This window comes from Saliniferula longa (genome assembly GCF_050789285.1).
In the GTDB taxonomy this organism is placed as follows: Bacteria; Pseudomonadota; Alphaproteobacteria; order Rhodobacterales; family Rhodobacteraceae; genus CAVPWP01.
This window is the reverse complement of the sequence record NZ_JBOUVX010000002.1, coordinates 87,706-113,657: the sequence shown is the minus strand read 5'-3', so window position 1 is coordinate 113,657 and position 25,952 is coordinate 87,706. Positions and strand designations below refer to the sequence as shown.

At 64.8% G+C, this 25,952-nt stretch carries 22 protein-coding genes and 1 tRNA gene; 11 read left to right on the top strand and 12 right to left on the bottom strand.

The window, feature by feature from the left end:
- Positions 1–16: 16 nt before the first annotated feature.
- Entirely contained in the window at positions 17–625 is a 609-nt protein-coding gene (locus tag ACRDNQ_RS07115; RefSeq protein ID WP_431827958.1) for a flavin reductase family protein, read from the top strand.
- Positions 626–627: 2 nt separating this feature from the next.
- Here ACRDNQ_RS07115 and ACRDNQ_RS07110 read toward each other — a convergent pair.
- Positions 628–703: transfer RNA gene (locus ACRDNQ_RS07110), tRNA-Arg, on the bottom strand.
- Positions 704–834: 131 nt separating this feature from the next.
- On the opposite strand from ACRDNQ_RS07110, the gene ACRDNQ_RS07105 reads away from it, so the two are divergent.
- On the top strand, positions 835–1,920 hold the full coding sequence (locus ACRDNQ_RS07105) for a LacI family DNA-binding transcriptional regulator (RefSeq protein WP_431827957.1): 1,086 nt from the start codon (positions 835–837) through the stop codon (positions 1,918–1,920).
- A gap of 4 nt (positions 1,921–1,924) precedes the next feature.
- Here the strand turns inward: ACRDNQ_RS07105 and ACRDNQ_RS07100 are convergent, their stop codons facing one another.
- From ACRDNQ_RS07100 to ACRDNQ_RS07075, 6 genes are all read right to left on the bottom strand, one after another.
- Complete coding sequence (locus tag ACRDNQ_RS07100) at positions 1,925–3,640, bottom strand: calcium-binding protein (protein ID WP_431827956.1); 1,716 nt, start codon at positions 3,638–3,640, stop codon at positions 1,925–1,927.
- A 102-nt stretch (positions 3,641–3,742) separates the two neighbouring features.
- On the bottom strand, positions 3,743–4,432 hold the full coding sequence (locus tag ACRDNQ_RS07095) for a rhomboid family intramembrane serine protease (protein ID WP_431827955.1): 690 nt from the start codon (positions 4,430–4,432) through the stop codon (positions 3,743–3,745).
- Between the two features lie 72 nt (positions 4,433–4,504).
- Positions 4,505–5,848, bottom strand: coding sequence for a hypothetical protein (locus tag ACRDNQ_RS07090; RefSeq protein WP_431827954.1), 1,344 nt, complete (start codon positions 5,846–5,848; stop codon positions 4,505–4,507).
- A gap of 44 nt (positions 5,849–5,892) precedes the next feature.
- Positions 5,893–6,519 carry a polysaccharide biosynthesis/export family protein gene (locus ACRDNQ_RS07085; RefSeq protein WP_431827953.1) on the bottom strand — a complete coding sequence of 209 codons (627 nt, stop codon included), beginning with the start codon at positions 6,517–6,519 and terminating at the stop codon, positions 5,893–5,895.
- Between the two features lie 131 nt (positions 6,520–6,650).
- Complete coding sequence (locus ACRDNQ_RS07080) at positions 6,651–9,074, bottom strand: tetratricopeptide repeat protein (protein ID WP_431827952.1); 2,424 nt, start codon at positions 9,072–9,074, stop codon at positions 6,651–6,653.
- Between the two features lie 170 nt (positions 9,075–9,244).
- Positions 9,245–9,832 carry a sugar transferase gene (locus ACRDNQ_RS07075; RefSeq protein ID WP_431827951.1) on the bottom strand — a complete coding sequence of 196 codons (588 nt, stop codon included), beginning with the start codon at positions 9,830–9,832 and terminating at the stop codon, positions 9,245–9,247.
- 573 nt (positions 9,833–10,405) lie between these two features.
- On the opposite strand from ACRDNQ_RS07075, the gene ACRDNQ_RS07070 reads away from it, so the two are divergent.
- The 4 genes from ACRDNQ_RS07070 to ACRDNQ_RS07055 all read left to right on the top strand — a co-directional run bounded on the left by ACRDNQ_RS07070 (position 10,406) and on the right by ACRDNQ_RS07055 (position 15,706).
- A complete protein-coding gene (locus ACRDNQ_RS07070) occupies positions 10,406–11,260 on the top strand; it encodes an ExeA family protein (RefSeq protein WP_431827950.1) in 855 nt (284 codons plus the stop codon).
- Positions 11,257–12,807 (top strand): GumC family protein, encoded by a 1,551-nt coding sequence (locus ACRDNQ_RS07065; protein ID WP_431827949.1) that lies wholly within the window; start codon positions 11,257–11,259, stop codon positions 12,805–12,807. Before ACRDNQ_RS07070 ends, ACRDNQ_RS07065 begins: the two co-directional genes overlap by 4 nt.
- 51 nt (positions 12,808–12,858) lie before the next feature.
- Positions 12,859–13,701: a CpsD/CapB family tyrosine-protein kinase gene (locus ACRDNQ_RS07060; RefSeq protein ID WP_431827948.1), complete on the top strand. Its 843-nt coding sequence runs from the start codon at positions 12,859–12,861 to the stop codon at positions 13,699–13,701.
- 76 nt (positions 13,702–13,777) lie between these two features.
- A complete protein-coding gene (locus ACRDNQ_RS07055; RefSeq protein ID WP_431827947.1) occupies positions 13,778–15,706 on the top strand; it encodes an acyl CoA:acetate/3-ketoacid CoA transferase in 1,929 nt (642 codons plus the stop codon).
- Positions 15,707–15,739: 33 nt separating this feature from the next.
- On the opposite strand, the gene ACRDNQ_RS07050 is transcribed toward ACRDNQ_RS07055, so the two are convergent.
- Positions 15,740–15,916, bottom strand: a complete 177-nt coding sequence (locus ACRDNQ_RS07050) for a hypothetical protein (protein ID WP_431827946.1) — start codon at positions 15,914–15,916, stop codon at positions 15,740–15,742.
- Between the two features lie 521 nt (positions 15,917–16,437).
- On the opposite strand from ACRDNQ_RS07050, the gene ACRDNQ_RS07045 reads away from it, so the two are divergent.
- Complete coding sequence (locus ACRDNQ_RS07045) at positions 16,438–17,559, top strand: cobalamin-independent methionine synthase II family protein (RefSeq protein ID WP_431827945.1); 1,122 nt, start codon at positions 16,438–16,440, stop codon at positions 17,557–17,559.
- A 189-nt stretch (positions 17,560–17,748) separates the two neighbouring features.
- Here the strand turns inward: ACRDNQ_RS07045 and ACRDNQ_RS07040 are convergent, their stop codons facing one another.
- The 4 genes from ACRDNQ_RS07040 to ACRDNQ_RS07025 form a co-directional block, all read right to left on the bottom strand.
- Positions 17,749–19,233 carry a pyridoxal phosphate-dependent decarboxylase family protein gene (locus tag ACRDNQ_RS07040; protein WP_431827944.1) on the bottom strand — a complete coding sequence of 495 codons (1,485 nt, stop codon included), beginning with the start codon at positions 19,231–19,233 and terminating at the stop codon, positions 17,749–17,751.
- 82 nt (positions 19,234–19,315) lie between these two features.
- Complete coding sequence (locus ACRDNQ_RS07035) at positions 19,316–19,588, bottom strand: nickel-binding protein (protein ID WP_431827943.1); 273 nt, start codon at positions 19,586–19,588, stop codon at positions 19,316–19,318.
- A 46-nt stretch (positions 19,589–19,634) separates the two neighbouring features.
- On the bottom strand, positions 19,635–20,714 hold the full coding sequence (locus ACRDNQ_RS07030; protein WP_431827942.1) for a PLP-dependent cysteine synthase family protein: 1,080 nt from the start codon (positions 20,712–20,714) through the stop codon (positions 19,635–19,637).
- An 11-nt stretch (positions 20,715–20,725) separates the two neighbouring features.
- Entirely contained in the window at positions 20,726–21,088 is a 363-nt protein-coding gene (locus tag ACRDNQ_RS07025) for a cupin domain-containing protein (protein ID WP_431827941.1), read from the bottom strand.
- A 135-nt stretch (positions 21,089–21,223) separates the two neighbouring features.
- On the opposite strand from ACRDNQ_RS07025, the gene ACRDNQ_RS07020 reads away from it, so the two are divergent.
- The 4 genes from ACRDNQ_RS07020 (at position 21,224) to ACRDNQ_RS07005 (ending at position 25,869) form a co-directional block, all read left to right on the top strand.
- Positions 21,224–22,774: a winged helix-turn-helix domain-containing protein gene (locus ACRDNQ_RS07020; RefSeq protein ID WP_431827940.1), complete on the top strand. Its 1,551-nt coding sequence runs from the start codon at positions 21,224–21,226 to the stop codon at positions 22,772–22,774.
- 179 nt (positions 22,775–22,953) lie between these two features.
- On the top strand, positions 22,954–24,828 hold the full coding sequence (locus ACRDNQ_RS07015) for a sensor histidine kinase (protein ID WP_431827939.1): 1,875 nt from the start codon (positions 22,954–22,956) through the stop codon (positions 24,826–24,828).
- Positions 24,829–24,833: 5 nt separating this feature from the next.
- The gene (locus tag ACRDNQ_RS07010) at positions 24,834–25,448 is read left to right on the top strand and encodes a response regulator transcription factor (RefSeq protein ID WP_431829084.1); all 615 of its coding nucleotides are present in this window, start codon (positions 24,834–24,836) and stop codon (positions 25,446–25,448) included.
- A 61-nt stretch (positions 25,449–25,509) separates the two neighbouring features.
- Positions 25,510–25,869: a response regulator gene (locus tag ACRDNQ_RS07005; protein ID WP_431827938.1), complete on the top strand. Its 360-nt coding sequence runs from the start codon at positions 25,510–25,512 to the stop codon at positions 25,867–25,869.
- The last annotated feature ends 83 nt before the right edge of the window (positions 25,870–25,952 follow it).

Sequence of the window (25,952 nt, the reverse complement as noted above, 5' to 3'; positions counted from 1 at the left end):
ACGGAACGGGGGCGCGATGTTCTATCTACCGGGTGACGGCCACGGCCTGCCGCACGATCCCTTCAAGGCCATCGTGTCGCCGCGGCCGATCGGCTGGGTTTCGACCCGAGGCGCCGACGGAAGCGAAAACCTTGCGCCCTATTCCTATTTCAATGCGGTGGCCCACGTTCCGCCGCAGGTCATGTTCGCCTCGGGATCGGCCAAGGCGGACCGGGGCGACACCAAGGACAGCGTGGCCAACGTGCGGGAGACGGGCGTCTTCTGCGTCAACATCGTCCCGTACGCCATGCGCGAGGTGATGAACGTCACTTCGGGGCCCTGGCCGCGCGAGGTCGACGAGTTCGAGAAAGCCGGGATCGAGCGTGCCGAATGCCGGGTCATCGCCTGCTCACGCGTGGCCGCCGCACCCGCCAGCCTTGAATGCCGGATGACGCAGATCGTCCGCCTTGAGGGCAAGAACAACCTTCTGGTCCTGGGCGAGGTCGTGGGCGTGCACATCCGGGAGGACTGCCTGGTCGACGGGCACTTCGACGTGCTGCGCTATCAGCCCTTGGCGCGGCTGGGATATCGTGACTATGCGCGCGTGACCGCGGTGTTCAGCCTGACCCGCCCGGGCGAAGACTGAAGTGGCGGCCCCGACAGGATTCGAACCTGTGACCTATCGCTTAGGAGGCGATCGCTCTATCCTCTGAGCTACGGGGCCCTCGGCCCCTTTTCTCGGGGGAAAGGCGCAGCGGATCAAGGGCAAAGGTCCGCGCGCGCGGGCCTGACGCGGCGCTTGTCTTCCGGCCCGTTAGCGATAGCATGGCGTCGACTGCTGCGAAGGATGCGCGGATGACCCAGAAGGCTCCCGAGAAGGCCCCCAAGAAGGCTCATGAAAAGCCCAGGCGCCCGCTGACGCTGCGCGATGTGTCCGAAGCTTCGGGCGTGTCCGAAATGACGGTAAGCCGGGTCCTGCGCAATCGCGGCGACGTGTCGGACGCGACGCGGGTCAAGGTGCTTGAGGCCGCGAAGTCGCTGGGCTACGTCCCGAACCAGATCGCGGGGGCGCTTGCGTCGAACCGGGTGAACCTTGTCGCCGTGATCATTCCCAGCCTGTCGAACATGGTCTTTCCCGAGGTCCTGACGGGCATTTCGGAAGTTCTGGACGAAACGCCCCTTCAGCCGGTGGTGGGTGTCACGAACTACGACCCCGAACGCGAGGAGAAGGTGCTGTTCGAGATGCTGTCCTGGCGGCCCTCGGGAATCATCATCGCGGGGCTCGAACACTCTGAAGCAAGCCAGACGATGCTCGAGGCCGCCGGGATTCCGGTGGTCGAGATCATGGACACCGACGGGCGACCGATCGATTCCATGGTGGGCATCAGCCACCGGCGCGCAGGCCGCGAGATGGCCAACGCGATCTGGAAGGCGGGCTATCGCAATATCGGCTTTCTCGGCACCAAGATGCCGCTTGACCATCGTGCGCGAAAGCGGTTCGAGGGCTTTACCGAAGCTCTGGCCAAGCACGGGCTCGAGATCCGCGACAAGGAATTCTATTCCGGTGGATCGTCGCTTCTGAAGGGGCGCGAGATGACCGAGGCGATCCTGAAGCGGACCCCCGACCTCGACTTCCTTTACTATTCGAACGACATGATCGGGGCGGGCGGGCTGCTTTACTGCCTGGACAACGGGATCGATGTGCCGGGACAACTCGGACTGGCCGGGTTCAATGGCGTCGAACTTCTGGATGGATTGCCCCGGCGGCTTGCCACGATGGATGCCGGTCGGGTCGAGATCGGCCGCGCGGCGGCGCAAATCATCGCCGACCGCGTGTCGGGCGAGGGGGCCGAACCCGGCGTGACCATCGAACTGACGCCCAGGATCCAGATTGGCGACACCCTGGGGCGCCGGCACGTCTGGCCGATTCCGCAGGAATGATCGGCTAGAACACCTGCAGGTCGGGGCCGTTCGGCCCGAAATCGTCGGGCCAGTGACTTTCCCAAAGGACGCGGTACCGGGCGAGAATCTCGGGGCTCATCGGCTGGTCGCCCAACAAGATGTCGTTGCCGCCGCGACCCTCGATCAGGTCGTCACCCGGGCCGCCCGACAGGATGTCGTCGGCGTCGCCGCCGATCAGCGTATCGGGGCCGGGTGTCGGCAGCGGGGTGGCGGGAAGGATTTGCGGCCGGTTCACCGAGACGACGAGGGCCGCGCGCGCATCCTCGACCAGGATCGGCGTGCCGGTTGAGGACTGCGCGATTAGAAGTTCGCCCCTGATCCGGAATTCGGCACCCGTCGCGGTCGAGATGATCGAAAACTCGCCCGGGTCATAAAGCATCGGGATCCGCGACAGGTCGATCCGGTCCTGCGCGGCGTTGAAATCCGCGATCCGGTCGGTCGCGCCGTCGAGGGCGAACACGAAGACGTCGGCGCCGGTCCCCCCGGAAAGCAGGTCCGCGCCGGCCCCGTCGAACAGAAGGTCGTCGCCCGCGCCGCCCGAGAGGGTATCTGCGGCGAAGCCTCCGACCAGGATATCGTCAAGCGCGGTTCCGCCAAGGCTGCCCCCCGATGGGCCGGCCAGGCGCATGGGCCCGTCATCGGACAGGTCGAGCAGCAATTCGGTGATGCCGCTTTCGCCTTCCCCGGAGGCCAGGACTACAAGTTCGCTTTCGCGAACGAAGGCCGAAAGCGCGGTGACGTTCTGAAGCGAAGTGGCGGTTGTATCGGCAAAGACGCCAAGGTGCTGGAGCGTCCCGCCCGGCAACAGAAGGAAGGTGCTGATGCCATCATCGGCCCCGCCCGCGAAGACATAGACCCTGTCGCCCGCAGCAATTACCGACAGCGCCGAGAGCGCCTGAAAGCGGTTGTTCAGGGCGTCGATCACGTGGTCGGTCAGCGTCAGCGCCCCGGTCGGGTCAAGGCGCAGGACGGACAAGGATGATGAGCCTGCCGCGCCGACAAGAACGAAGGCTTCGGCCCCAAGGCGAACAGGGGCAAGCTGGGTCACCGCCGAAATGGTCAGCCCGTCCGCCGGGCCGATCCGGTCGGTGATTACGAATCCCGCGTCCACGGAAACGCGCAGCGCCGCGATCGTGCCTCTGGAGTCGGCCACCAGGGCGAAATCAGCCGATCCCACCGCAAGACCTGCCAGCGCCCGAACGCCCGTCAGGACACCCGGCGCCGTGGCGGCGAACACGGACATGTCGGACAGCGCATCGAGTGTGTGAAGTCTGAGGACGCGGGTGAAGGCATCGTAGCTCAGGATCGACGCGGTGGTGCCCGACCCGATGGACGAGACCAGCGATGCGCTGACCGGCCAGTCGGATGGCGCGGCCCGCACCGTGGGGGTCCCGTCCGGGGCGATCTCGACGAACGACACGCCGCCTGGCATCTGCCCGCCCAGGGCAAGGATCCCTTCGGCTGACGGACTCGGCGACAGCGTCGGGGTCAGGCCTGGAAGGAAGGCGGTCTCGAAGACAAGCTGTCCCGCGGGCACGGCCGTCCCGTCCGTCCCGATCCGCAGCACCGAAAGGCCGTTGCGCCCTGCTGCGACAAGGTAAGTCACTCCGCCGATCTCGACGCGATGAAGCGCCGTCAGCCCGCGGAGCAAGGGGTCTTCGACCGTGCCGAAGAGGCCCCCGAACTCAAGGACAGACATCGCGAACGCCACTCGTGACCAGGTGCCACGGCGAGCCTAGACACAAAGCGTTAACGAATGGCTTAGAGCCGAGGGGTTCGGTCGGTGTCAGATTGGCCGCTGTCAGGTCTGGCGCGGGTCCTGGTCGGCGTGGCTGCGAGGATCGATCAGAAGGGCCGCGATCCATCCCATGACGAATCCGCCAAGGTGGGTTTCCCAGGCCATTTGCCCCCCCATCGCCCACCAGAGCACGATGTTCAGCCCGATCAGAAGCAGGATCGCCCGTGCCACCGGCCAAAGCGCCTCCTGCACTGTGAAGCGGTCGACGTAATCCCAGGCCACAAGGCCACCGGCGAGCCCGAAAAGCGCTCCCGAGGCCCCGACCATGGGCCGGACCGTCTCGGCCAGAAAGCCGAACCCCGCCGCCCCGCCGATCATCGCGGCGAGGTAGAGCAGCAGAAATCCCCGCTGGCCCACGCGTATCACCACGGCCGAGCCCAGCGACACCAGTGTGATCATGTTGACCACCAGGTGGATCGGGCCCCCATGAAGAAACGCATAGGTGACGAACATCAGATACGGCTGCGCCGTGAAGTTCGGGCGCCAGTCACGCAACAGCCCCGGCCAGAACCCGCCGTATTCATAGGCTTGTTGGCGAAGGCGGGCACTGCCGATGGCCCCGAGGTCCGACGCGAACAGCACCGCCTCGACCAGCACGCAGACTGCCGCGACCGCAAGGATTGCCGGACTGATCCCGAACCCCGGGCGCCTGCGTGGGCTGTCTGTCTGCTGATCCTGCGCGTCGGTCGCCATGCGGTCACCCTGACGCCGCGCCAAGGAAAATCAAGTTATCCCCGTACTTGATCGTGTGTCCGGGCCGAAGTGTCAGGGACGGCCCTGGAAATCGCGCTGAAGCGTCAGGAACACGGTATTCGACGTCCTGTCGTTCTCGTCCGTCGATCTCTGTTCGCGATAGCGGTAGCCGGTGACGATGTCCCAGTCTTGGGTCAGATCGCGGCGATAGCTGATCTCGAAGCGCGCCTGGCTGTCGACCGACCCGTTGCTGAGGTCCTCGGATTCGTTGTAGCCGATCGAGGTCTGCCAACCACTCACCGAATTGACCTCTTTCGCGTAGTCGATGCTGATCAGGCGGTTGAGGAATTCGTTGTCCTCGGTCGACGACTGGGTGACGTCCTGCCGAACCCGGGCGGTCAGTTGCCCATCCGAAAGATCGCGCGTGTAGTCGACGCCGATAAGGGCGTTGACGTCGCTGGTGTCGTTGTTGGTCAGGCCGACAAGAAGGAACAGCCCGCCATCTGGCAAGTCGAGACTGCGCGAGAAGCTGACCGAGTTCCGCGTTCCGATGTTTTCCAGGATGCTGGATGCCTCGACCGAGAACCCGCCGTTCATGAGGTCCTGGTCATAGGCAAGGATGAAGGAATAGCCTTCTTCCGTGGTCGTGGCGCCGGATTCCGTCGTGTCGATCGTGTCCGCCGTCACGTCGAACCCAAAGCGCTGGGTGCCGCTGATCTCGTGGTCTATCCCGGCGCCAAGGCGGACGGTGCTGCGCTCGTATCCGTCCACGGTGTCGAACTCGCGGTCGTCGATATACGCGCCGATCAGGTTTGCGTCGGTCGTGGGCGTGATCCGGAAGCGCGCGACGCCCCTGAGGTCGAACGTCTCGTTGTCGACCAGATCGGGGTCGGTCGTGTCGAAGTAGGTCCGGCGTGAGTATCCGGCGTCGACGGAAAGGCCGAAGGGTTCGCCGATCCCGGTGTCGAGTCCGAAGTTCAGCGTGGTTCGTGCCACCGTGCCGTCGTCGTCGACGATGATGTCCTGTGAATCCGGATCGGTGACGAAGTTCAGATCGCCGGTGTCGCTTTCCGAATAGCTTGCGTCGAAGCCCAGAAGAGACGTGGCCGAATTGCGTTCGTAGTCAAGCCGAACGAAGGGATCGGTCAGGCCTTCGCGGGTTGGCTGATTGTCGCTGGTCGAAAGCGTGTAGCGCCAGGCCGCACCGAGGTCGAGGGCCAAGGACTGCGCGGCGGTCACGCTTGCCAGGCCAAAACCCAGCGTTGTGCGGGACGTCAGCGCCGTCCCCGAGAAATCCTCGGTGAAATCCGGATTGTCGCTGAACTCAAGCGACTCGGCGAAGCGTCCCGAGAAGGTAAGGCCGCCTTCCTGCGAAACGGCGCTGCCCGCCACCACCGTCAGACCGGCAGCGACCACAAGACCCGTTTTCTTTGTTATTCTGCTCGTGCCCCCCATTCACCCTACTCGAATAGTCGTCGCTCCGGGACGAGGATAATGTCCCCGTCGGCCAGCGGGAAATCCTTGAATGCCCCGCCTTGCGAAAGGGCGCGGAAGTTGAACATCGCAGCGCTGCTTTCGCCGGTGGCCGGATTGTAGCGGCGCAATTGGATGCGTTTGGTCGCGGCAAAGCGCGTGAAGCCGCCACTCTGTGCCAATGCCTGAAGGAACGTCGTGCCCCGCTCGATCGAGACGGTGCCAGGATTGTTGACCTCGCCCAGAATGAAGACGTCGATGGTTGCGGCCGTTGCCGGCCCGGCGACACTGGGCGCGACGGACTGAACCGAGACGAAAACATTCGGCGACGTGGCGAAATTCGACGCGATCGAGTCCGCAATGCTGGCGGCGATCTGGTCCGTGGTCCGTCCGGCGGCAGTCAGAGTGCCGGCGAAGGGAAAGCTGATGGTGCCGCTGGGCGTCACCAGAAGCGCGCGGTTCAGTTGCGGATCCTCGAGCACTTCGACCGACAACGTGTCGCCGGCCTTCACCCTGTAGCCATCCTGAGCCGCTGCGATTGATGCCACGAAGATCGTGATCAGGGTCAGTACGAACGTTCTCATCTTCACCGTCCTTGGGGCAAACAGGGACATTCCCCCGTGCACTATAGCCGCCAACAAGGGATTTGGGAAAGGGACAGGCGGCGATCCATCTCCCGAAACAACGACTTGATTCCCTTCCGTTACGAAGAGGTCACACTTTTCAAGACCGTTTCAGGCCGCGCCTAGTCGTTCGCGGGGGCCTCAAGCTCGGCGATCCGTGTCCGGGCGATTGCGAATTGCGGACGCGTGTCCGCCTCGCCTGCCAGTTCGACGGCGCTCCGGAACCGCGCAAGCGCGTCCTCTGGCCGGCCCAGCGCGTCATAGGTCATTGCAAGATGGAACTGCACAAGCGGATCTTCGGTCAGCGCGTTCGCTGCCGGTTCGAGATGCGCGAGCGCCTCTTGGTATTCCCCACGACGATAGGCGATCCATCCATAGGTGTCCTGGAACGCCGGCACCTCGGTTCCGCGCAGGCGGCGCGCCACGGCGTAGGCCCGGTCGAGGCTTTCCTGGTCGTCGCGATAGGTCGTGATCAGGCTGGCAAGGTTGTTGGCCACCACGGGCGAACTTGAATCCTGCTCGTAAAGCGTTTCGTAGACCGCGATCGCGCCCTCGAAGTCGCCGTCCTGTTCAAGAACCGAGGCCCGTGCCCACAGAAGGTTCGGCGCGCCCGGAAGCGCGGTCAGACCCTGCTCGAGTGTGGCAAGGGCATCCTCACGATTGCCCTGCGCGCTTTGAACCCGAACCAGTTCAAGCCAGACCCGCTCGGCGTTGGGGTTGGTTTCAAGAAGCGTCCGGTATTCCCGCTCTGCCGACGACAGATCGCCGGTCGCGCCATAGATCGCGCCGGCGGCGAAGCGCAGCGACGGGTTGTCGGGGTTTTCGCCAAGCGCCGCCTCGACCGCGCGCACGGCGGCGGTCGCGTCTCCGGCGGCGAGATGCGCCCGGGCAATCGCGATCTGCGCACCCACGGCCTGGCTGCTGTCGGTTTGCGCCAGTTGTTCGAGAAAGGCGATCGTTTCCTCGCCGCGATCCTGCGCCGCGAGGATCGCCACCTGAAGACTGTCGGCGGCCGCTGTCGCATCTTCCGTGTCGAAGCGGCGCAGACTGGCGGCGACCTGTTCGGCTCTGGCCCAGTCCTCGGTCGCGACGTAGATCTCGCCAAGCGCCGAGAACAGATCGATATCGTTCGGTGCCAGCCGCAGCGAGTTGATCAGGACGTCCTCCGCCGCGCGCATGTTGTCTTCGCTGGCCAGAAGACGTGCGTACCGGATGGATTCCTCGGGCGCGTTGTTCGAGGCTTCGACCGCAAGGGAAAGCAGATCCCGCGCCAGTTCGCGGCTGCCGTTGCGCTGATGCGCCTCGGCCATGAGCGTCATCGCCTCGTAATCCTGCGGCGACCGGTCAAGCGCCGTGCGCAGCGATGCGATGGCGGCGTCCGGGTTGTCCCCGTCGATGCTCCAGCGCGCCGACATCTTGAGCGCCTCGACATGGCTGGGATCGGCCACAAGGACTTCCTCGACAAGGCGGCGCGCGCCCACGTCGTTGCCGATCACGGCCAACATGCGGGAAAGCGCAATCTTCAGATTGTTGGTTTCTTCCGAAGGCTCGGCGCCCGCAAGCGCGGCTTCCATCGCCGCGATCCCTTCATCGGTCTGACCCAGTTCGAAGATCAGTCCGGCCCGAAGCGCCTGCACGACGCGGTTTCCGGGACGCAGGGCAAGTTCGGCATCCAGTTCGGCCAGCGCCGCTTCGCGGGTCTTGACCGTTGCGATGAACTGGACGAGTTCGACGAAGGGTTCGATGTTCTCGCCCGCAGGGTCCACCTGATCGCGCAGGAACTGCTCGGCCTTGTCGGCCTGTTGCTGCGACATGTAGAAACGCAGCAGTGTCGGCTTGAGGCTTTCATCCTCGGGGAAGCGGGCGAGCATGTCCAGAATCTGGGCTTCGATCGCCTCGGCGTTGCCAAGTTCGGCGAGAAGGCCAAGACGGACCGTATAGAGCTGGCGATTATCAGGCTCCAGCGCGATCGCCTTGTCGACCATCTCGAGCGCGGCGTCGCGGCGTCCGGCGCGCAGGTAGCCATCCACAAGGATGCGGTGGAGGATGATGCTGTCGGGCTGTTCGGCAAGAAAGGCTTCGGTCTCTGCGACGGTGGCATCGCGTGCAGCGACGTCTTCGTTCATCAGGGCCTGACGATAGGCAAGGGCAAGGCCGACCGACCGGACCACCGGATCGTCTGGCGCCAGTTCGGCGGCCGGGCCGTAGTGGCGTTCGGCCTCTTGCCAGTCCATGCGGATGACGGCCAGCTCGGCCAGCTTGCGACGCGAGTCGATGTCGTCGGGCTGTTGCTCCACCAGCCAGAGGTACTGGCGGTAGGCTTCGCCGATGCGGCCCTGGCCCAGCACCACGCCGGCATAGGCGACGCGGGCCTCGCGATGATTCGCATTCAGCTGAAGGACGTTGCGGAACTCGACCAGAGCGCGCTCGACGTCGCCCGACTGAAGAAGCTCGACGCCGCTCTGGAAGTGCTTCTCGGCCCGTTCTTCCGAGCTTTCGCAGGCCGAAAGAAGCACCACCAGCGACATGGCGATGGCAGCGGTCATCACGCGCGATCGAGGCAACGTCATTCCTCCCGAGATTGCCGGCGCAGATTAGCGCCGGTTATGTCACGCGGCCACCCCGGTGGTCACGCGATCCGGAAACTTTCCGTGAGCATTGTTGGGACTCGCGGGCTGACCAACCGGCTTGCGAAAGACGCTCCGACCGATCTGGATCAGTAGCCGGTGCCGCGAAGCACAACGCCTACCGTCGCAGCCAGAACCCGCAGGTCGGTCCCCAGCGAAAGGCTGCGATCGTAGGCCTCGTCGAACCTGGCGCGGTCGGAGAAGTCGCATTCGTTGCGATCCGAGATCTGCCAGAACCCGGTCAGACCGGGACGCAGGCGGTAGTAAGCGCTGCCCGGATAAAGCGAGACCTGGGATTCGAGCATCGGGCGAGGTCCCACAAGCGACATGTCCCCCCGAAGCACGTTCATCAGTTGCGGCAGTTCGTCCAGCGAGGATTTGCGCAGCAGGCGCCCGAAGGTCGTGATCCGGGGATCTTCCTTGAGCTTCTGCGTGCTGTTCCATTCCTCGCGCAGGGCCGGGGATTCGCTCAGCCGCTCGGCCAGAATGGCCTCGGCGTTCGGGACCATGGTCCGAAGCTTGTAGATGCGGAAGGTGCGCCCGCCACGACCGACGCGCGTCTGGGTGTAGAAGGGCGAGCCGCCCCCCATCCAGACCGCCACGGCAAGTACGGCGACAAGCGGAACAACCACCACGGATGCAGCCAGCACGAACGTCACGTCGAGCAGGCGCTTCACATAGGTTCTGTATGGTGCAGGTTTCCTGGCGAGCGCCTTGGACGCAACGCTCTGGTCGAAACCAGTGACCTTGATGCTGTTGGAAACGTCAGTAACAGGAACTGTCATATTACCCTACCGGACAAAACCGGCACCTTTTATTACTGCAGGCAGCTGTTCACTCGTCAACATGCCCGGCGACGACTCAGAATCACGCATCTGCCCGGACAGACCGTGGGTATCATCATGGCGCAGTTTTTTGAAGTTTTTTATGTGATTGCATCTTAAGCAGCCGCGATAACGATCTGAAACTTGTGGCGGATTGCCCGAGATAGGGTTTTTTCGATACGTTGTCGAACCGGACGGGGCGGATGCCAGCGAAACAAACCGAAGCGAAGGCCTCCACTGTCGGCCCAGATGCAACATCGGTGCTCCTGGCCGCCCCTGGTGTGGATGCGGTCAAGCTTTCGTGTAGATTTGCCACAAGATGGACAAGAAGAACGTGTTAGAATGGCAATCTTGTGGGGCAGGCCCCAAGTTCAGGCAATGTATCGGCACGATTTGTGCCGCGGACGGGCGTAACGGATAGGCGTGATGGCGGGCCACGGCCTTTATACTGAGTTCTTCGGGTTCAACGAGCGGCCGTTCACCCTGCTGCCCGATCCTGATTTCCTGTTCTGGTCGCGGGCGCACCGGCGCGCCTTCTCGGTGCTCGAATATGGCGTGCTGACCTGTGCGCCGATCACCGTCGTCACGGGCGAAGTGGGGGCCGGCAAGACCACCCTGATCCAGAAGCTCCTACGCCTTCTCGACCGGGACGTCACCGTCGGCCTCATCTCGAACGCGCAGGGGAACCGGGGTGAACTTCTGCAGTGGGTGCTGAACGCGCTTGGGATCGCGGCGGACCTTTCGGGGTCCTATGTGGCGCTGTTCCAGCAGCTTCAGGACTTCGTGATCGGGGAATACGCCGAGGGGCGGCGTGTCGTGCTGATCATCGACGAGGCGCAGAACCTGTCGGTCGAAGGCCTTGAAGAGCTGCGGATGCTGACGAACATCAACTCGAACAAGGACGAGTTGCTGCAGTTGATCCTTGTCGGCCAGCCCGAGCTTCGCCATCTGATCCTGCAGCCGAAACTGCGCCAGTTCGCTCAGCGCGTGACCGCCACCTATCACATCCCGGCTATGGATCTTGCCACCGTGCAGGGCTACATCCAGCACCGGTTGCAGCACGCCGGGGGCACCGGAACCGAGTTTTCGCCCGACGCCGTCGACGTGATCTACGAAAAGACCGGCGGGGTGCCGCGGCTTGTCAACAAGCTGTGTGACTTCTGCCTTGTCTATGCCGCCACGGAAGAGCGGAAGACCATCGGACGCGAGATCGTGAACGAGGTCATCCGTGACGGCATCTTTGTGAGTACGCCCGATGTCATGGGGGATGCGGCGGAATGAAATCCCAGATCAAGTTCTACCTCGCTCTTCTTTGGCGCCGTCTGCCCTTCATGGCGCTCACTGTCCTTGTCGTTGCCGGGCTGGGCGTTGCGGTCGCGGTCCAGGCGCCGACGGTCTACAGCACCAGCGCCCGCCTGCTGGTCGAAGCGGCCGCGATTCCCGACAACCTTGCGCCGTCGACGGTCCAGACCGACGCGGCCGAGCAGCTGGATCTGGTTCAACAGCGCTTGCTGACGCGCGCGAACCTGATCGACGTCGCCAACAAGTATAGCGTCTTCCCGAACATCGCGAACATGACGCCGGATACCGTCGTGGAAGAGATGCGCCGCAAGACCCAGGTGCGCAGCACCAGCGGGCGCAACCGGGCGACGTTGATGACCATCAGCTTCGAGGCTTCCGACCCCCGGACTGCCGCCGGCGTGGTCAACGAATTCGTGACGCTGATCCTCGACGAGAACGTCCGTTACCGGACCAACCGGGCCGAGGACACCGAAGTGTTCTTCCGGCAGGAGGTCGACCGCCTTGGTGCCGACCTCGACATCCAGAAGGACCGCATCCTTCGCTTCAAGCAAAGCAATGCGGATGCCCTTCCCGACAACCTCGAGTTCCGCCTGAGCCGCCAGACCTTCCTGCAGGAGCGTGTGGCGGAAGGCGAGCGCCGGATCAACGAACTGACGGAACAGAAAGAGCGCATCATCGCGATCTACAAGGCCAGCGGTTCGCTCGGGCTTGTCAACCAGGCGGATCTCACGCCCGAGCAGCGCCAGCTTCAGGAACTGCAGCGTCAGCTGAACGATCTTCTCACGATCTATTCGGAACAGAATCCGCGGGTGGTCCTGCTGCGCACCCGGATCGCCCAGCTTGAGACGGCTGTCGCAGCCCAGTCCCCCGGCGTCGCGACGGAAGGCGAGGAACCGGCTTCGATCCTCGACGTCGAGATCGGACAGATCGAGGCGCAGATCGACTACATTGCGCGGCAGGTCGACGAGGCCGGAGCGGAACTCGGACGCGTCTCGGACTCGATCGCCCGCACGCCGGCCAACGCGATCGCGCTCGAGGCGCTCGAGCGCGACTACACTAACATCCAGTCCCAGTACAACGCCGCCGTCGCGCGCCTTGCCCAGGCCCAGACCGGCGAGCGCATCGAACTTCTGTCGAAGGGCGAACGCATCACTGTTCTTGAACAGGCATCGATTCCCACCAATCCGACGGGCCCGAACCGGCCGCGCATCGCCCAGGCCGGGGTTCTTGCCGGGTTCCTCGCGGCGGGCGGTCTTTTCGTCCTGCTCGAGCTTCTGAATACGGCGATCCGACGCCCCCGGGAACTGACGACGGCGCTGGGCATCACGCCCTTCGCCGTGCTCTCGTATATCGAGACCGATACCGAACGCCGACGCCGCCGTCTGCTTTGGTCGATCGTGATCGGCGGCGGTGTGGCTGCCGTGGCGGTCACACTTTGGGCGGCCCACACCTATTACCTGCCGCTCGATCTTCTGTTTTCGCGCGTGGCCGACAAACTGGGCCTCAGCGATATGATGCCGTTCTGATCCGCGGGGTCCTGTGATGCCGGGTCTCAAGTTGCCAGTAAGGAACAGGTGATGGAAAAGCTCCAACTTGCCCTCGAAAAGGCCCGCAAGAAGCGGGACGGGTCGACGGTTCCGGCGCCGACGGTGAAGGATCAGGTCGCCCCGCGACCGCGCGAAGAGCGTCAGGGCTTCCGCGAAACCGCGCCGCTCTGGCATGGCCTCGGTCCAATCGACCTTGACCCGACGTTGCTTGTCCGCAACCGGGTCTTTTCCTACGGCGGGGGCGATTCCGCGGCCGAATTCGATCTTCTGCGCACGAAGACGATCCTACAGATGCGCAAGAACGGCTGGAAACGGCTTGCGATCACGTCGCCCACGATGGGGTGCGGCAAGACGACGACCGCGGCGAACCTTGCGCTGGGCTTCACCCGACAGCTCGACAAAAGCGTGATTCTTTTCGACCTCGATCTCCGTCGTCCCTCCCTTGCCCGGATACTGGGGGCCAGGCCCGACCACGGCGTTCGTGAACTTCTCAGCGGCACCGTCGACTTCGAGCATCAGGCCCTTCGGGTTGGCGACAACGTCGCTCTGTCGCTCAGCAATGGCGCCAGCAAGGACAGCGCGCAGCTGCTTCAGCGCGATGCCACCGGGCGCCAGCTCGACGCGATCGAGGCCGAATATCAGCCCGATCTCATGCTTTTCGATCTTCCGCCGATCCTTGCCAGCGACGACACGACCGGGTTCCTGAAGAATGTCGATTGTGTGCTTCTGATCGCCGGGGCCGAAATCACATCGGTTTCGCAGGTCGACACCTGCGAGCGTCAGATCGCCGAACATACCAACGTGCTTGGCGTCGTGCTCAACAAGTGCCGCTTCCACGAGGAAGAAACGGGCTATCCCTACGGCGGATACTGACCACAGGGACGATCCTGCACGTCCTCTCGCTCTTGGGCGGAGGTCTGTGTAGCCTTCCCGGGCAGGAGGGCACGCAGTGAAGACGAAGATCATTCCCGCTGCCGACGCCGTGGCCCTTATCCATCCGGGCGATACCATCACGACCTCGGGATTCGTCGGCATCGGCGTGCCGGACGAATTGCTTCTGGCCCTTGAAGAGCGCTTTCTCGAAACCGGAGATCCGCGCGGCTTGACGCTGATCTTTGCTGCGGGGCAGGGCGACGGAAAGGCGCGCGGCCTGAACCGGCTGGGCCACGACGGGCTGCTTCGCCGTGTGGTGGGCGGCCATTGGGGGCTGATCCCGAAGGTGGCCGAACTCGCGACGTCGGGCCGGATCGAAGCCTACAACCTTCCGCAGGGTGTGATCAGCCACCTCTACCGCGACATCGCCGCGGGAAAGCCCGGCACCATCACCCATGTCGGGCTGCACACCTTCGTCGACCCGCGCCTTGACGGCGGCAAGCTCAACGCCGCGACGACCGAAAACCTTGTCGAGCTCGTCTCGCTGGGTGGGCGCAACTGCCTGTTCTACCGCGCCTTCCCGATCGACGTTGCGCTTCTGCGGGGCACGACGGCGGACACGCAGGGCAACATCTCGATGGAGCGCGAGGCGCTGATCATCGACAACCTCGCGCAGGCGATGGCGGTCAGGAACTCGGGCGGCATGGTGATCGTCCAGGTCGAACGCATCGCCGCGCGCGGGGCGCTGAACCCGCGCGACGTGGTCATTCCCGCCGCGCTGGTCGATGCAGTCGTCGTGGCGCGGCCCGAAAACCACATGCAAACCTATGCCACAGCCTATTCGCACCTCTTTGCCGGACAGTTCCGCGCGCCCGACGGTGCAACCGAACCGCTGCCACTAGATGCCCGCAAGATCATCGCGCGCCGAGCCGCCTTCGAGTTGCCGGTGAACGGGATCGTCAACCTTGGCATCGGCATGCCTGAGGGTGTCGCGGCCGTTGCCGATGAAGAGGGCCTTCTCGATCAGGTCACGCTGACCGCCGAACCCGGCGTCATCGGCGGCCGTCCGGCGTCGGGGCTGGACTTCGGGGCCGCGATCAACACCGACGCCATCGTCGCGCAGAACCAGCAGTTCGATCTTTACGATGGCGGCGGCCTCGACCTCGCCGTTCTGGGCATGGCCGAGGCGGACGCCGCTGGCAATGTGAACGTCTCGCGCTTCGGGCCGAAGCTTGCCGGCGCGGGCGGGTTCATCAACATCAGTCAGAATGCCCGTCGGGTGGTCTTCGCCGGGACCTTCACGGCGGGCGGGCTTCTTCTGGACATCTCCGGGGGCAAGCTGGCCATCGCGCAAGAAGGACGGGCGCGCAAGTTCCTTGCCGCGGTCGGTCACGTCACCTTCGCGGGCGCGCACGCCGCGGCCCAGGGCCGACCGGCGCTTTACGTGACCGAGCGCTGCGTGTTCGAACTGACGCCCGACGGTCTGCGCCTCACTGAGGTTGCGCCCGGGATCGACATCGACCGCGACATCCTTGCGCTTATGGATTTTGCCCCGATCCTCGGCGAGGTCGCCGAAATGGACGCCCGGCTGTTCCGCCCCGAACCGATGAACCTGCGGCGCGAGCTTCTTCATCTCGACCTCGAGGAGCGGATCGCTTTCGACCCGAGGTCGGGGCGCCTCTTCATCAATTTCGAGAAGCTGCGCCTTCGGACGCCATCCGATGTCGAGCGCGTGCGCGCGCGCGTCGAGCAGCTTTGCGCGCCGCTCGGCCGGCGGGTAGACGTGATCGTCAATTACGACGGCGCGCGGATCGACGAGGCGGTCGAAGCGACCTATGCAGAGATGGTGAGGGACCTCGAGTCACGCTTCTATGGCCGCGTGACCCGATATGCGGGATCGGCGTTCATGCGGATGAAGCTGGGTGCGGCGCTGGGGCGACAGAGGCCCGCCCACATCTTCGAAACCGCAGAGGAGGCCCGCGCTTTTCTCGAGACGCGGAAGTAACTCGAGGGACGGACGAGGCCGGCCCGGCGTCCGTCAGATGCGCGAGGGCCGTGCCCGCATGCGGCCGCTCGACCGGACCGGGGCGCGCCAGTCGAGATGCGAGGTGACTTTCTTGTGGCGCGCTTTTGCCTGATCGCGCTTGGTCACGCGCACCCAAAGGATCGCCAGCAAGATAAGTGCGGCCGCGCCGGACAGAAGAAGGGTCATCATGGCCTCAACCCTTCCGTGTCACGTGCCGCGATGCGTCCGGCCGCGTGGGGCCGGACGCATCGGGGCAGGGGAAACTCAAGGAACCGATTACATACATCAACATCGTCTTCACACCTTACCCCAGGTACTCTTCACGTCCGTCCCGCCGGGGGCAACACACGCCGTCACCTGCGGATCGGGGAAACATTTCACTCACTACCTACGCATACCAATTAGCAATACTAATGAGGCATTACTTCGACTAAATCCACTGAAATCGTGGCATCTCCGTAGCAAGGCTCCAGCCGGCCTTGCCAATGCGGCAGGAGGCGGATGGCCGGATTGCAACTTAACAAATTGATATTGCTTCATTTTGTTCGGAGCGCTACAAGATGGCCGTGGATGTTTCCGATTACAGGACGCTTTGTTGCGGCTTCAGGATCAGGGGCGCGGGCGCCGACCGGGGCGCGACGGCCGTCTGACTGAACCCGACGAATGACTTTGCGGGGCACACGCCAGGCGGCCCCCTGGAAAGGACCGAAATGCCCCTTCTCGCGACACATGTCGGAAGCCTTCCCCGCAGCCAGGCCGTGGTCGATCAGCTTTTCGCGCGCGAACGGGGCGAAGATCACGACCCGGCCGCCTTCGACCTGGTGATGGCTGAAGCGGTCCACGAGGTCGTCCGCCGCCAGACCGCTGCGGGTATCGACATCGTCTCGGACGGCGAGACCTCGAAGATCAGCTATGCCACATACGTCAAGGACCGCTACACGGGCTTCGGCGGCGATGGACCGCGCACCGTGCCGGCGGACCTGAAACTTTACCCGACCTTTCTGGACCGCCTCGCCATGTCCGGCACAGGCCCGAAGTTCGCGCGCCCAATGTGCGTGGGCGAGGTGCGGCCGAAGGATCAGGACGCGCTTCGGAAGGACATCGCCAATCTTCAGGCGGCGATGGCGGCCCATGGCGCCGAACGCGGCTTCATGAATGCCGCCTCCCCCGGCGTGATTTCGCTTTTCCTCCAGAATGCCCACTACCCGAGCCGCGAGGCCTATCTGGCGGCGCTGGCCGACGCGATGAAGTCGGAATACCAGACCATCGTTGCCGCGGGCCTCGATCTTCAGCTTGACTGTCCCGACCTTGCCCTGTCGCGGCACATGCTGTTCACCAACCTCTCGGACGACGACTTCGTGAGGGTCGCCCAGTCCCACGTCGAGGCGCTGAACCACGCGCTGTCCGACGTGCCGGCCGAGAAGATCCGGGTGCATATCTGCTGGGGCAACTACGAGGGCCCCCATGTCTGCGACATCCCCATGGCGCGGATGTTCGACACGCTGATGTCGGTCAAGGCGCGCTATGTCCTGTTCGAGACGTCGAACCCCCGGCACGGCCATGAATGGGCGGTGTTCCGCGATCGCGCCGCCGACATTCCCGACGACAAGGTGCTGGTGCCCGGCGTCGTCGATACCACGACCAATTTCGTCGAGCACCCCGAACTCGTGCGCCAGCGTCTTGACCGCTTCGTCGACATCGTCGGGGCCGAGCGGGTGATCGCCGGGTCGGATTGCGGTTTCGGCACCTTCGCGGGCTTCGGCGCGGTCGATCCCGAGATTGCCTGGTCAAAGCTTGCGGTCCTCGGCGAAGGGGCGCGCGCCGCGGGATGACCCCATTCGCGGGTCAGTCTCGGGCACGGTGGGCAGGGGATGTCGGCGTTGTGCAGTGGCAAGCCGGATTGCCGTTGCGCGAAGACCTGCCCCGGCCGGAGGTAGGCTTCCGGACGGCCGCATCTGACGCGGGACGATACGGCGTCAGGCCCGAGAATCCCGCCGCCGGACCGACGCGCGCACCAAGGGTCACTCCAAAAGTGACGGTCGTTCGCGGAGGACGCCCGTGCCGAACCGTTCGACTTCCTGCACAAGAAGGTCGATGTCCGATGTGCGGGTGCGATGGTTGCAGAAGGCCGCGCGCAGGCAGTGCCTGCCGCGAACCGTGGTGTCGGACAGGACGGCGATCCCGGATTCCTGCAGGCGCAACAGGATTTCGGTGTTTGCCTCTCGAAGCCCGTCTTCGGACAACCCGCCGGGATTGAAGCGGAAGCACACGATGCTGGTGGCGACCGGCGCCGTCCGCTCCAGCAACGCGCTGCTTTCGATCTTCTCGGCAAGATATCGCGCCTGAGCGATATTGCGGTCGATGAGACGTCCGAAGGTGTCGACCCCGTGGTGCTGCAACATCATCCAGACCTTCAGCGCGCGGAACCCCCGGGTGGTCTCGAGCGTGTAGTCGTGGAGGAACTCGGCCGCCGCGATCCCGCGCGTGGCGCGCTGGAGGTACTCTGCGTTCTCGGCGAAGGTCGCGCGGTGAAGCGCGCGGTCACGCAAAAGGATGCAGCCCACGTCGAAGGGGGCATGGAGCCACTTGTGCAGGTCAAGCGCAAGGGAATCGGCGCGCTCCATCCCGGCCACGAGGTGCGCGTTCTTCGGCGCAACCGCAATGAGCGCGCCGATGCATCCGTCGACGTGCATCCAGATCCCCTCGCGTCGGCAGAGGTCGGCGATGGCGCCAAGATCGTCCACCGAGCCGGTGTTGGTTGAACCGGCCGTCGCGATGACGCAGGCCGGCCGCATCCCGGAGAGCCTGTCGGCGTCGATGGCGCCCTGAAGCGCGCGAAGATCCATGCGGAGCGCTGCGTCGGTCTGCACATGACGAAGCGCCTTCGCGCCAAGGCCAAGCAGGTTCATCGCCTTGTGGTGGCAGCTGTGAACCTGGTCCGAGGCGTAGAACGCCAGGGGTCGCTCCAGCTGCGCGACGCCGTCCTGCCGGAGGTCGATGCCCGCCATGGCGTTGCGCGCCGCGGTCAGGCCGACGATGTTCGCCATCGAGCCCCCCGAGACAAGGGCGCCGCTTGCCCCGTCGGGAAACCCCATCATGTCGCGCACCCAGCGGGTGACCTGGTGGTCGACAAGGCTCGCGGCCGTGTCGCCCCCGCCAAGGTTCGAGCCATCGACCGCCGCAAGGAAGTCAGCCAGTGCGCCGCTGAGGTCGCTTGCCCCCATGTACCAGGCGAAGAACCTTGGATGGACGTTGCCCATGGCGTAGGGAAAAACCCGCGTGGCGACCTGTCGGTAGACCTCGGCAAGCGCTGTCGGGCCCGTGGGAATGGGGCCTGTGAACGAGGCGCGAACATCGTCCGTCATGGGCCGCCAGACCGGCCCATCCCGCAGGTCGCGGATCCTGTCCGTCGCATCGTCGACGGCAGATCGGGCCACGGCCCGAAACTCGTCCCAGTCACCGGGATCCAGGGCCAACTTGTCTTCAAGGGCGCGATCTTCCGTCATCGCCTGTCCTTCACGATTGCCCCAGGGGCCTCCCCCGGGGTCCCGCGGGACAGCGAATGTCCGGGCTTCCCTGGCAGCGGCTTCAGTTCGGGTCCGGACGCACGACAACGGTTTTGGCGATCGGCAGAAAATCATCCCCGGGCATTCCGACACGGCGTGCGTGCTCGCGGATCGCGTCCCCGTCCACGGCCTCGTAGATGCAACAGGTTCCAAGCCGTCCGTCGGTCTCCCTGATCACGTAGGATCGGATCCAGCGGACGCTGTCCTGCATCTCCTCGTTGCCGACGCGCGCAGATTCCGCTGCCGTCTTCTCAAGCTCTGCGGGGTCTTTCCAGGCGCTCGTGCGCCGGATCATGTAAAGTTCCATTCTTCACGTCCTCCATCGTGCTGGTCCATCGGTTTCAGGTCATCTGGCAGCCGGGCGTCGACCCGGAAATCGCGCGCTCCTCGTCGTCCATGTCCTCGGGGATCGCCTCGAACAGCGGGGTGGAGAGGTAGCGTTCCCCGGTGTCGGGAAGCATGGCGAGGATCACCGTCCCCGGCTCTGCCCGTTCGGCGATTCCCATGGCAACCGCGACGGTCGAGCCCCCCGAGACACCGGTGAGGATGCCCTCTTTCTGCGCCAGCTTCCGCGCCCAGGCGATGCCGTCGGCGCCGGACACGGGAACCAGATCGTCATAGCCCAGGCCGTCGATCGCCTCTTGCAGGACCTTGGGGATGAAGTCCGGCGTCCAGCCCTGGATCGGGTGCGGCTCGAAAGCCGGATGGCTTTCCGCGGGCGACCCGTCCGCGCCGCGCTTCTGGGGCGCCCCGCTGCCGATCAGTTGGGCGTTTGCGGGTTCGCTCAGAATGATCTTCGTTTCCGGGCGCTCGCGTCGCAGGACGCGGGCAAGGCCTGTGACGGTCCCGCCAGTCCCGTAACCCGTGACGACATAGTCGAGCCGGTCGCCCGCAAAGTCGCCCACGATCTCTCTCGCCGTCGTCGCCTCGTGGATGTCGGCGTTGGCCTCGGTTTCGAACTGGCGGGCAAGGAACCAGCCGTGGGCCCTGGCAAGCTCGGCGGCCTTTCTGTACATGCCGATGCCCTTCTGGGCGCGCGGCGTAAGCACAACCTTCGCACCGAACATCCGCATCAGCCGCCGGCGTTCGATGGAAAAGCTGTCGGCCATCGTCACGACCAGCGGATAGCCCTTCTGTGCGCAGACCATGGCAAGCCCGATGCCGGTGTTGCCGCTGGTCGCTTCGATGACGGTCTGTCCGGGCTTCAGGGCGCCGCTTCGTTCCGCGGCCTCGATGATGTTGAGCGCGAGTCGGTCCTTCACGGACGCCGCCGGGTTGAAGAACTCGGCCTTCACGTAAAGCCGCACGCCCTTCGGCCCAAGGTTGTTGATCCGGATGACCGGTGTGTCGCCGACCGTCTCGAGGATCGACTCGTAGAGGCGCCCACGGCCGAGGGTTCTGCGGAGTGTCTTCGCGTCCATGCCGGTTTCCTTCAATGCGGGTGTTCGGGCGCCGCGAAGAGAATGAGCTCCACGCGTTCCGTGCCTTCGACGTAGCCATCGTGCCCCGGGGGGATCTCGAAGAAGTCGCCCTTGCGGATGTGCGTCTCGGTGCCCGTGTCGATCATGCGAACCACGAGCCGGCCCGAGATGCAGTAGCCGGTGTGACGCATGGGGCAGGATTCGGGCGAGCCGAGAAGGGGCTTCTCGTCGGCCTCCCAGGTCCAGCCGGGCTCGAAGATCGCGTGCATGCCCGTGCTGCCGTCGGTCATCGTCAGGATCGAGATGCCGCCGCGCTCCTTCATGTCGAGGATCTGGTCCGCATCTTCGAACCGTCTGGTTTCGATCGCTTTCATCGCGTCCTCCCGGGCTGTGCCCATGTCCCGCCAGAGAACGGAACGTGGCCATGGTACGGACTGGCGTTTCGGATGCTTGATCGGTTCATGAAGAATTCGTGCAGAGCCGCGACAATTCTGGCGTATGCTGTCCGGATGACCTGGGAATTCGGCGCCTTCCGGCTCGACCCCGAACGGTTCGAACTCACGTTCAGCAGCGAGCGGGTGCGGGTCGAGCCGCAGGTGCTCGCCATGCTCATCCACCTCGTGCGGAACCGGAACCGGTTGGTGTCGCGGGACGAGCTTGCAGAGGCCGTCTGGGACGGCGCGGCGGTTTCGGACGCCAGCATCTCAAGCCGGATCCGCTCGGTCCGGGCCGCGGTTGGCGACAACGGCGTGCGGCAGCAGGTCATCCGCACGATTCACGGCAGGGGCTTCAGGTTCCTGCCCGATGTGTCCGGGGACCCTCCGGCCCGACCGAAGGTGCGCGAACCGGACGTGGGCGCGCAGCCGCCGCGCACCGGCAGGCCCTCGATCGCCGTTCTGCCGCTCACGCCGCTGGCCGTGGACGCGGAATACGCCATCCTCGCCGATGCCATCCCGCACGAGATCATCCAGGCGCTCTCGCGGCTCCGCTGGCTGTCCGTGACGGCCCGCGGCTCGTCGTTCCGGTTCAGGCAGGCGGCACCTGACGTCGACCTTGCCGCGACGGCGCTTGGCGTGCGCTATGTTCTTTCCGGTGTCATCGAGGCAAGCGGAGGCAACCTATCCGTAACCCTCGAACTTACCGACGGCGCAAGCGCCGAGGTCATCTGGGGCGAGCGCCTTACCGCAGCCGTCGAGGAAATCGACGACTTGCGACACAGGATCGTGGTCCACATCATCGCCGCACTCGAAATCGTCGTGCCGGCGGCAGAAGCGCAGCTTGCCCTTCGGACGGGTGCGGAACGCTTCGACGCCTGGGCGAACTATCACATCGGCCTGCGCCACCTCTACCGGTTCACCGCCAGCGACAACGCTGCCGCGCGGCACCATTTCGAATGCGCGGCCCGGCTCGACCCGTCGCTGGCGCGGGCGCAGGCCGGCCTGTCGTTCACCAGCTTTCTCGACGCCTTCCTGCGCATCGCACCGGATGTGCCCGCCGCCGTCGCGGCATCGCGCGCGCACGCCGAACGCGGGCTCGAACTGGACCCGCTCGATCCCTTCGTGACCTTCACGATGGGCCGCTCGCATTGGCTGACGCACGACCTCGAAGGGGCGCGGCAATGGCTGTCGCGCGCCACGGTCCTCAATCCGAACTTTGCGCAGGGCTTCTATGCCTCGGCCTTCACGTCCATGCTCCTTGGTGACCCGAAGGCCACGACCACCGAACTTGAAACGGCGCTTGCGTTGAGCCCTCTCGACCCGCTTCTGTACGGAATGCACGGGGTTCGGGCACAGATGCTCGTCCAGCAGGGCGACTATCCAGAGGCGGCCCGCTGGGCCGAGCGGGCGGCGTCGACGTCTGGCGCGCACTATCTCATCGCGATGATCGCAGTCGTGGCTTGTGGTCTTGCCGGCGAACACGACCATGCGTCGCGCTGGCGAAGGGAAGTCCGGCGTCGGAAACCCGACGCGTCCTCAAGGGACTACTTCAACGCGTTTCCCTCGCGCGACATCGCGTCCCGGTCGGTCATCGCGGCCGAACTGCGCCGGCACGGGTTCTGAGCGACGTTCCGTCGCCCGCAGCAAGGCTTGCGAATGGCCCGGACCCCGGCCGGAATTCGAAGCTGCCTGGTCTGCAAGCCGCTCCTCGGCAAGGGCGGCGATCGCACAAGGTGACTGGACATCTCAGGTCTGCGACTTAGACCTTGACCTTGAGGCAGGGACCAAGACGCCAATTGAGCATGCCTGCGGGATACTACTTGTTTCACCTGACGCGGCCGACCGACCGCCGTAGGGTCCGGGCGTTTCTCGCGGCGCTTCTGCTTGCGGCGCTTGTGCCCTTCATCGCCGGGGCCCAGTCGGCGGATCGGCCGCCGCGCATCCTGGTCGTGTATTCGGACACGAGCACCCTGACCGCGAACCTGCGAATAGCGACAGGGCTGTCTGAGGTGCTGGAAAAGGCGCTATCGCCGCGCCACGAACTTTACACCGAGTTTCGCGCCATCCAGCAGTTTCCCGAAGAGGCGCAGGACCAGGCATTTGTCGAAATGCTGGTGCGCAAGTACGCGGCTACGCCGGTCGATGTGATTGTCGCCGTCGGTCCGGCGGCGTACACGCTCGTGATGGCACACCGGGACCAATTTGCGCCGGGTGCGCCTGTCGTTGCGGGAGCGATCACGCAGAGAAGCATCGGAGACGCGCTGCCGCCCGATACCCACGTCGCGATCACGTCGTTCGATGTTGGCGAGACTGTCGCGCTGGCGAAAGGGATGCAGCCCGATGCCCGAAGACTGGTCGTGTTCACCGGGTCGTCCGAGTTCGACAGGAATTGGCAAAGAACCGCCCAGGAGGCGCTTGCCGAAGAGCAAGGGCTCGAGGTCGAATATGTTTCAGGCCTGACCCTGTCCGAATTCGAGACCGCTGCCGCGGCCCTCGGCGCAGACACGATTCTCCTGATCCTCACGATCTTCGAGGACGCCGCCGGCGCGCGCTTCATACCTGCCGAAGCTGCCGGCCTCATCGCCGCGCGCTCGGGTGCGCCGTCGTGGGGCGTCTACAGCACCTTCATCGAAAACGGCGTGGTGGGTGGCGTGGTCGAAAGCTTCGAGGATGTGGGCCGCACCGTCGGCGGGCTGGCGGTCGACGCGATCGCCGGCAGTCTTGGCGAGGGCACGGTCATTTCCGTTCCGCATGCCAGCGTCTTGGATTGGGCGCAGCTGCGACGCTTTGGTCTTGATCCCGCGCTTCGGCCGCTCGACGCGGTCCTGCTCAATTACACGCCAAGCGTCTGGGAGCGCTACCGCACGACGATCGTGGCGGTGGCCGCCGTGGTCCTGGCGCAATCCGCGACGATCGCGGCGCTGATCGTGCAGGGGCGTCGGCGGCAGGTCGCCCAGCGCGAAGCCGCCGAGCATCGGCTTGAGGTGGCAAGGCTTTCGCGTGTTTCGCAGCTTGGCGCCCTTTCGGGGGCCATCACGCACGAACTGAATCAGCCTCTTTCCGCAATCCTTGCGAACGCCGAAGCCGGGACGCGGCTTCTGCGCAAGTCGCCACCCGATCTCGAGGAGGTCGGCGAGATCCTCGCGGACATCGCCGAAGATGACCGGCGCGCGGCGAAGATCATCTCGGACCTGAGAACCCTGATGTACCGGAAGTCCATCGACCTCAGGCCGGTGGACCTGAACGACGTGGCAAAGGCCGTCACCGCGCTGATACAGAGCGAGGCGTTGCTCCGCGACGTCCAGATCCTGTTCCGGCCCGCGCCGCAGCCCCTGCTGGTCCTTGGCGACACCGAACAGCTGAAGCAGATTCTGCTCAACCTGATCCTGAACGGGATGGACGCCATGACCGAAGCATCAAGCGACAAGCGGGTTCTGACGATCGAAACGGCCGAGCGCCCGGACGGCTGGCGGATGATCGCGGTGGAAGACACGGGTCCCGGACTTGCCGGCGCAGCGGCGAAAGACCCGTTCCGACCCTTCGTCACGACCAAGGCGAACGGTCTTGGCATGGGTCTTGCCATCTGCCGGACGATTGCAGAGGCGCACAATGGAACGATCGCCTTCGCGCCCTGCGATCATGGCGCCCGCGTCGTGCTCGCCTTGCCGCCCCGGTGAACCCTATGGCGGGCAATGCGATCGTTCACATCGTCGATGACGACCTCTCGGTACTCAAGTCGCTCGCGCGGCTGCTCGGCTCGGCGGGGTTCGACGCGCGCACCTATACGGATGCGAGGCTTTTCCTCCGCGACCTCGATCCTGAGACGCCGGGATGCCTCATCCTCGACCGCCAGATGCCCGAAATCGACGGCCATGTCGTGCAGCGCTGGCTGTCCGGCAAACGGGCGCCCTTGCCTGTCATCTTCCTGACAGGAGAAGGAGACATCGGGTCGAGTGTCCGCGCCATGAAGGACGGGGCCGTTGATTACCTTACCAAACCCGTCGAACCGGAGGTTCTTCTGACCACCGTCGAACGGGCGATCGGCATCGACCGCGCACGTCGCGAGGCAAGGGCCGCGTCGGACGACTTCGAGGCGCGCCTCGACAGCCTTACGGCACGCGAACGGGAAGTTCTTGACGCCGCGGTTGCCGGTCGGCTGAACAAGCAGATCGCATATGACCTCGACATCGTCGAAAAGACCGTCAAGGTGCATCGGGCTCGGGTCATGCGAAAGATGGGCGCCCAGACGCTTGCGGATCTCGTGACGATGGTCGTGCGGCATCGCGATCGCACGTGAAGGCCGGTATTGGACTACGGTCCAACTACCGCGCCCGGGCGCATCAGGATAGTTTCGTCAGATGGGCGAACACACCTTCTGCATCGCCATCGTCGATGACGATCCGGGCGTGGGGCGAGCACTTCGGCGGCTAGCCATATCGCTCGGTCACGAGGCGTTCGCCTTCACCTCGGGGAATGCGCTGCTTTACGGGATGGGCGCTGCACCGCCCACGCATGTCCTTCTTGACCTTCATATGCCCGCGCCGTCGGGCCCCGCGCTTGTCGCGCGCGTCCTGGCCCGGTGGCCGGAGGCAAGAATCCTTGTGATGTCGGGCCTTGAAACCGAAGGCGCGGCCGACGCCTGCCGCGCGGCTGGGGCCAGCCTCCTTCTCAGAAAGCCGCTTCGCGCCGACGACCTCGAAAAGTTCCTCGCGTCCTAAAGCGACCAAACCGGCCGAGCGAGCGCATTGGCCTTTGGTCCAACTATCGGGCTTACCCGGCGTCAGTCAGGCTAGGGGCAGTT

Bases quoted from the DNA above. Each gene is read 5' to 3' on its own strand.
- ACRDNQ_RS07115 (WP_431827958.1), top strand. From the start codon at position 17: ATGTTCTATCTACCGGGTGACGGCCACGGCCTGCCGCACGATCCCTTC.
- ACRDNQ_RS07105 (WP_431827957.1), top strand. From the start codon at position 835: ATGACCCAGAAGGCTCCCGAGAAGGCCCCCAAGAAGGCTCATGAAAAG.
- ACRDNQ_RS07100 (WP_431827956.1), bottom strand. From the start codon at position 3,640: ATGTCTGTCCTTGAGTTCGGGGGCCTCTTCGGCACGGTCGAAGACCCC.
- ACRDNQ_RS07095 (WP_431827955.1), bottom strand. From the start codon at position 4,432: ATGGCGACCGACGCGCAGGATCAGCAGACAGACAGCCCACGCAGGCGC.
- ACRDNQ_RS07085 (WP_431827953.1), bottom strand. From the start codon at position 6,519: ATGTCCCTGTTTGCCCCAAGGACGGTGAAGATGAGAACGTTCGTACTG.
- ACRDNQ_RS07080 (WP_431827952.1), bottom strand. From the start codon at position 9,074: ATGACCGCTGCCATCGCCATGTCGCTGGTGGTGCTTCTTTCGGCCTGC.
- ACRDNQ_RS07070 (WP_431827950.1), top strand. From the start codon at position 10,406: ATGGCGGGCCACGGCCTTTATACTGAGTTCTTCGGGTTCAACGAGCGG.
- ACRDNQ_RS07065 (WP_431827949.1), top strand. From the start codon at position 11,257: ATGAAATCCCAGATCAAGTTCTACCTCGCTCTTCTTTGGCGCCGTCTG.
- ACRDNQ_RS07060 (WP_431827948.1), top strand. From the start codon at position 12,859: ATGGAAAAGCTCCAACTTGCCCTCGAAAAGGCCCGCAAGAAGCGGGAC.
- ACRDNQ_RS07050 (WP_431827946.1), bottom strand. From the start codon at position 15,916: ATGATGACCCTTCTTCTGTCCGGCGCGGCCGCACTTATCTTGCTGGCG.
- ACRDNQ_RS07045 (WP_431827945.1), top strand. From the start codon at position 16,438: ATGCCCCTTCTCGCGACACATGTCGGAAGCCTTCCCCGCAGCCAGGCC.
- ACRDNQ_RS07040 (WP_431827944.1), bottom strand. From the start codon at position 19,233: ATGACGGAAGATCGCGCCCTTGAAGACAAGTTGGCCCTGGATCCCGGT.
- ACRDNQ_RS07035 (WP_431827943.1), bottom strand. From the start codon at position 19,588: ATGATCCGGCGCACGAGCGCCTGGAAAGACCCCGCAGAGCTTGAGAAG.
- ACRDNQ_RS07030 (WP_431827942.1), bottom strand. From the start codon at position 20,714: ATGGACGCGAAGACACTCCGCAGAACCCTCGGCCGTGGGCGCCTCTAC.
- ACRDNQ_RS07025 (WP_431827941.1), bottom strand. From the start codon at position 21,088: ATGAAAGCGATCGAAACCAGACGGTTCGAAGATGCGGACCAGATCCTC.
- ACRDNQ_RS07020 (WP_431827940.1), top strand. From the start codon at position 21,224: ATGACCTGGGAATTCGGCGCCTTCCGGCTCGACCCCGAACGGTTCGAA.
- ACRDNQ_RS07015 (WP_431827939.1), top strand. From the start codon at position 22,954: ATGCCTGCGGGATACTACTTGTTTCACCTGACGCGGCCGACCGACCGC.
- ACRDNQ_RS07010 (WP_431829084.1), top strand. From the start codon at position 24,834: ATGGCGGGCAATGCGATCGTTCACATCGTCGATGACGACCTCTCGGTA.
- ACRDNQ_RS07005 (WP_431827938.1), top strand. From the start codon at position 25,510: ATGGGCGAACACACCTTCTGCATCGCCATCGTCGATGACGATCCGGGC.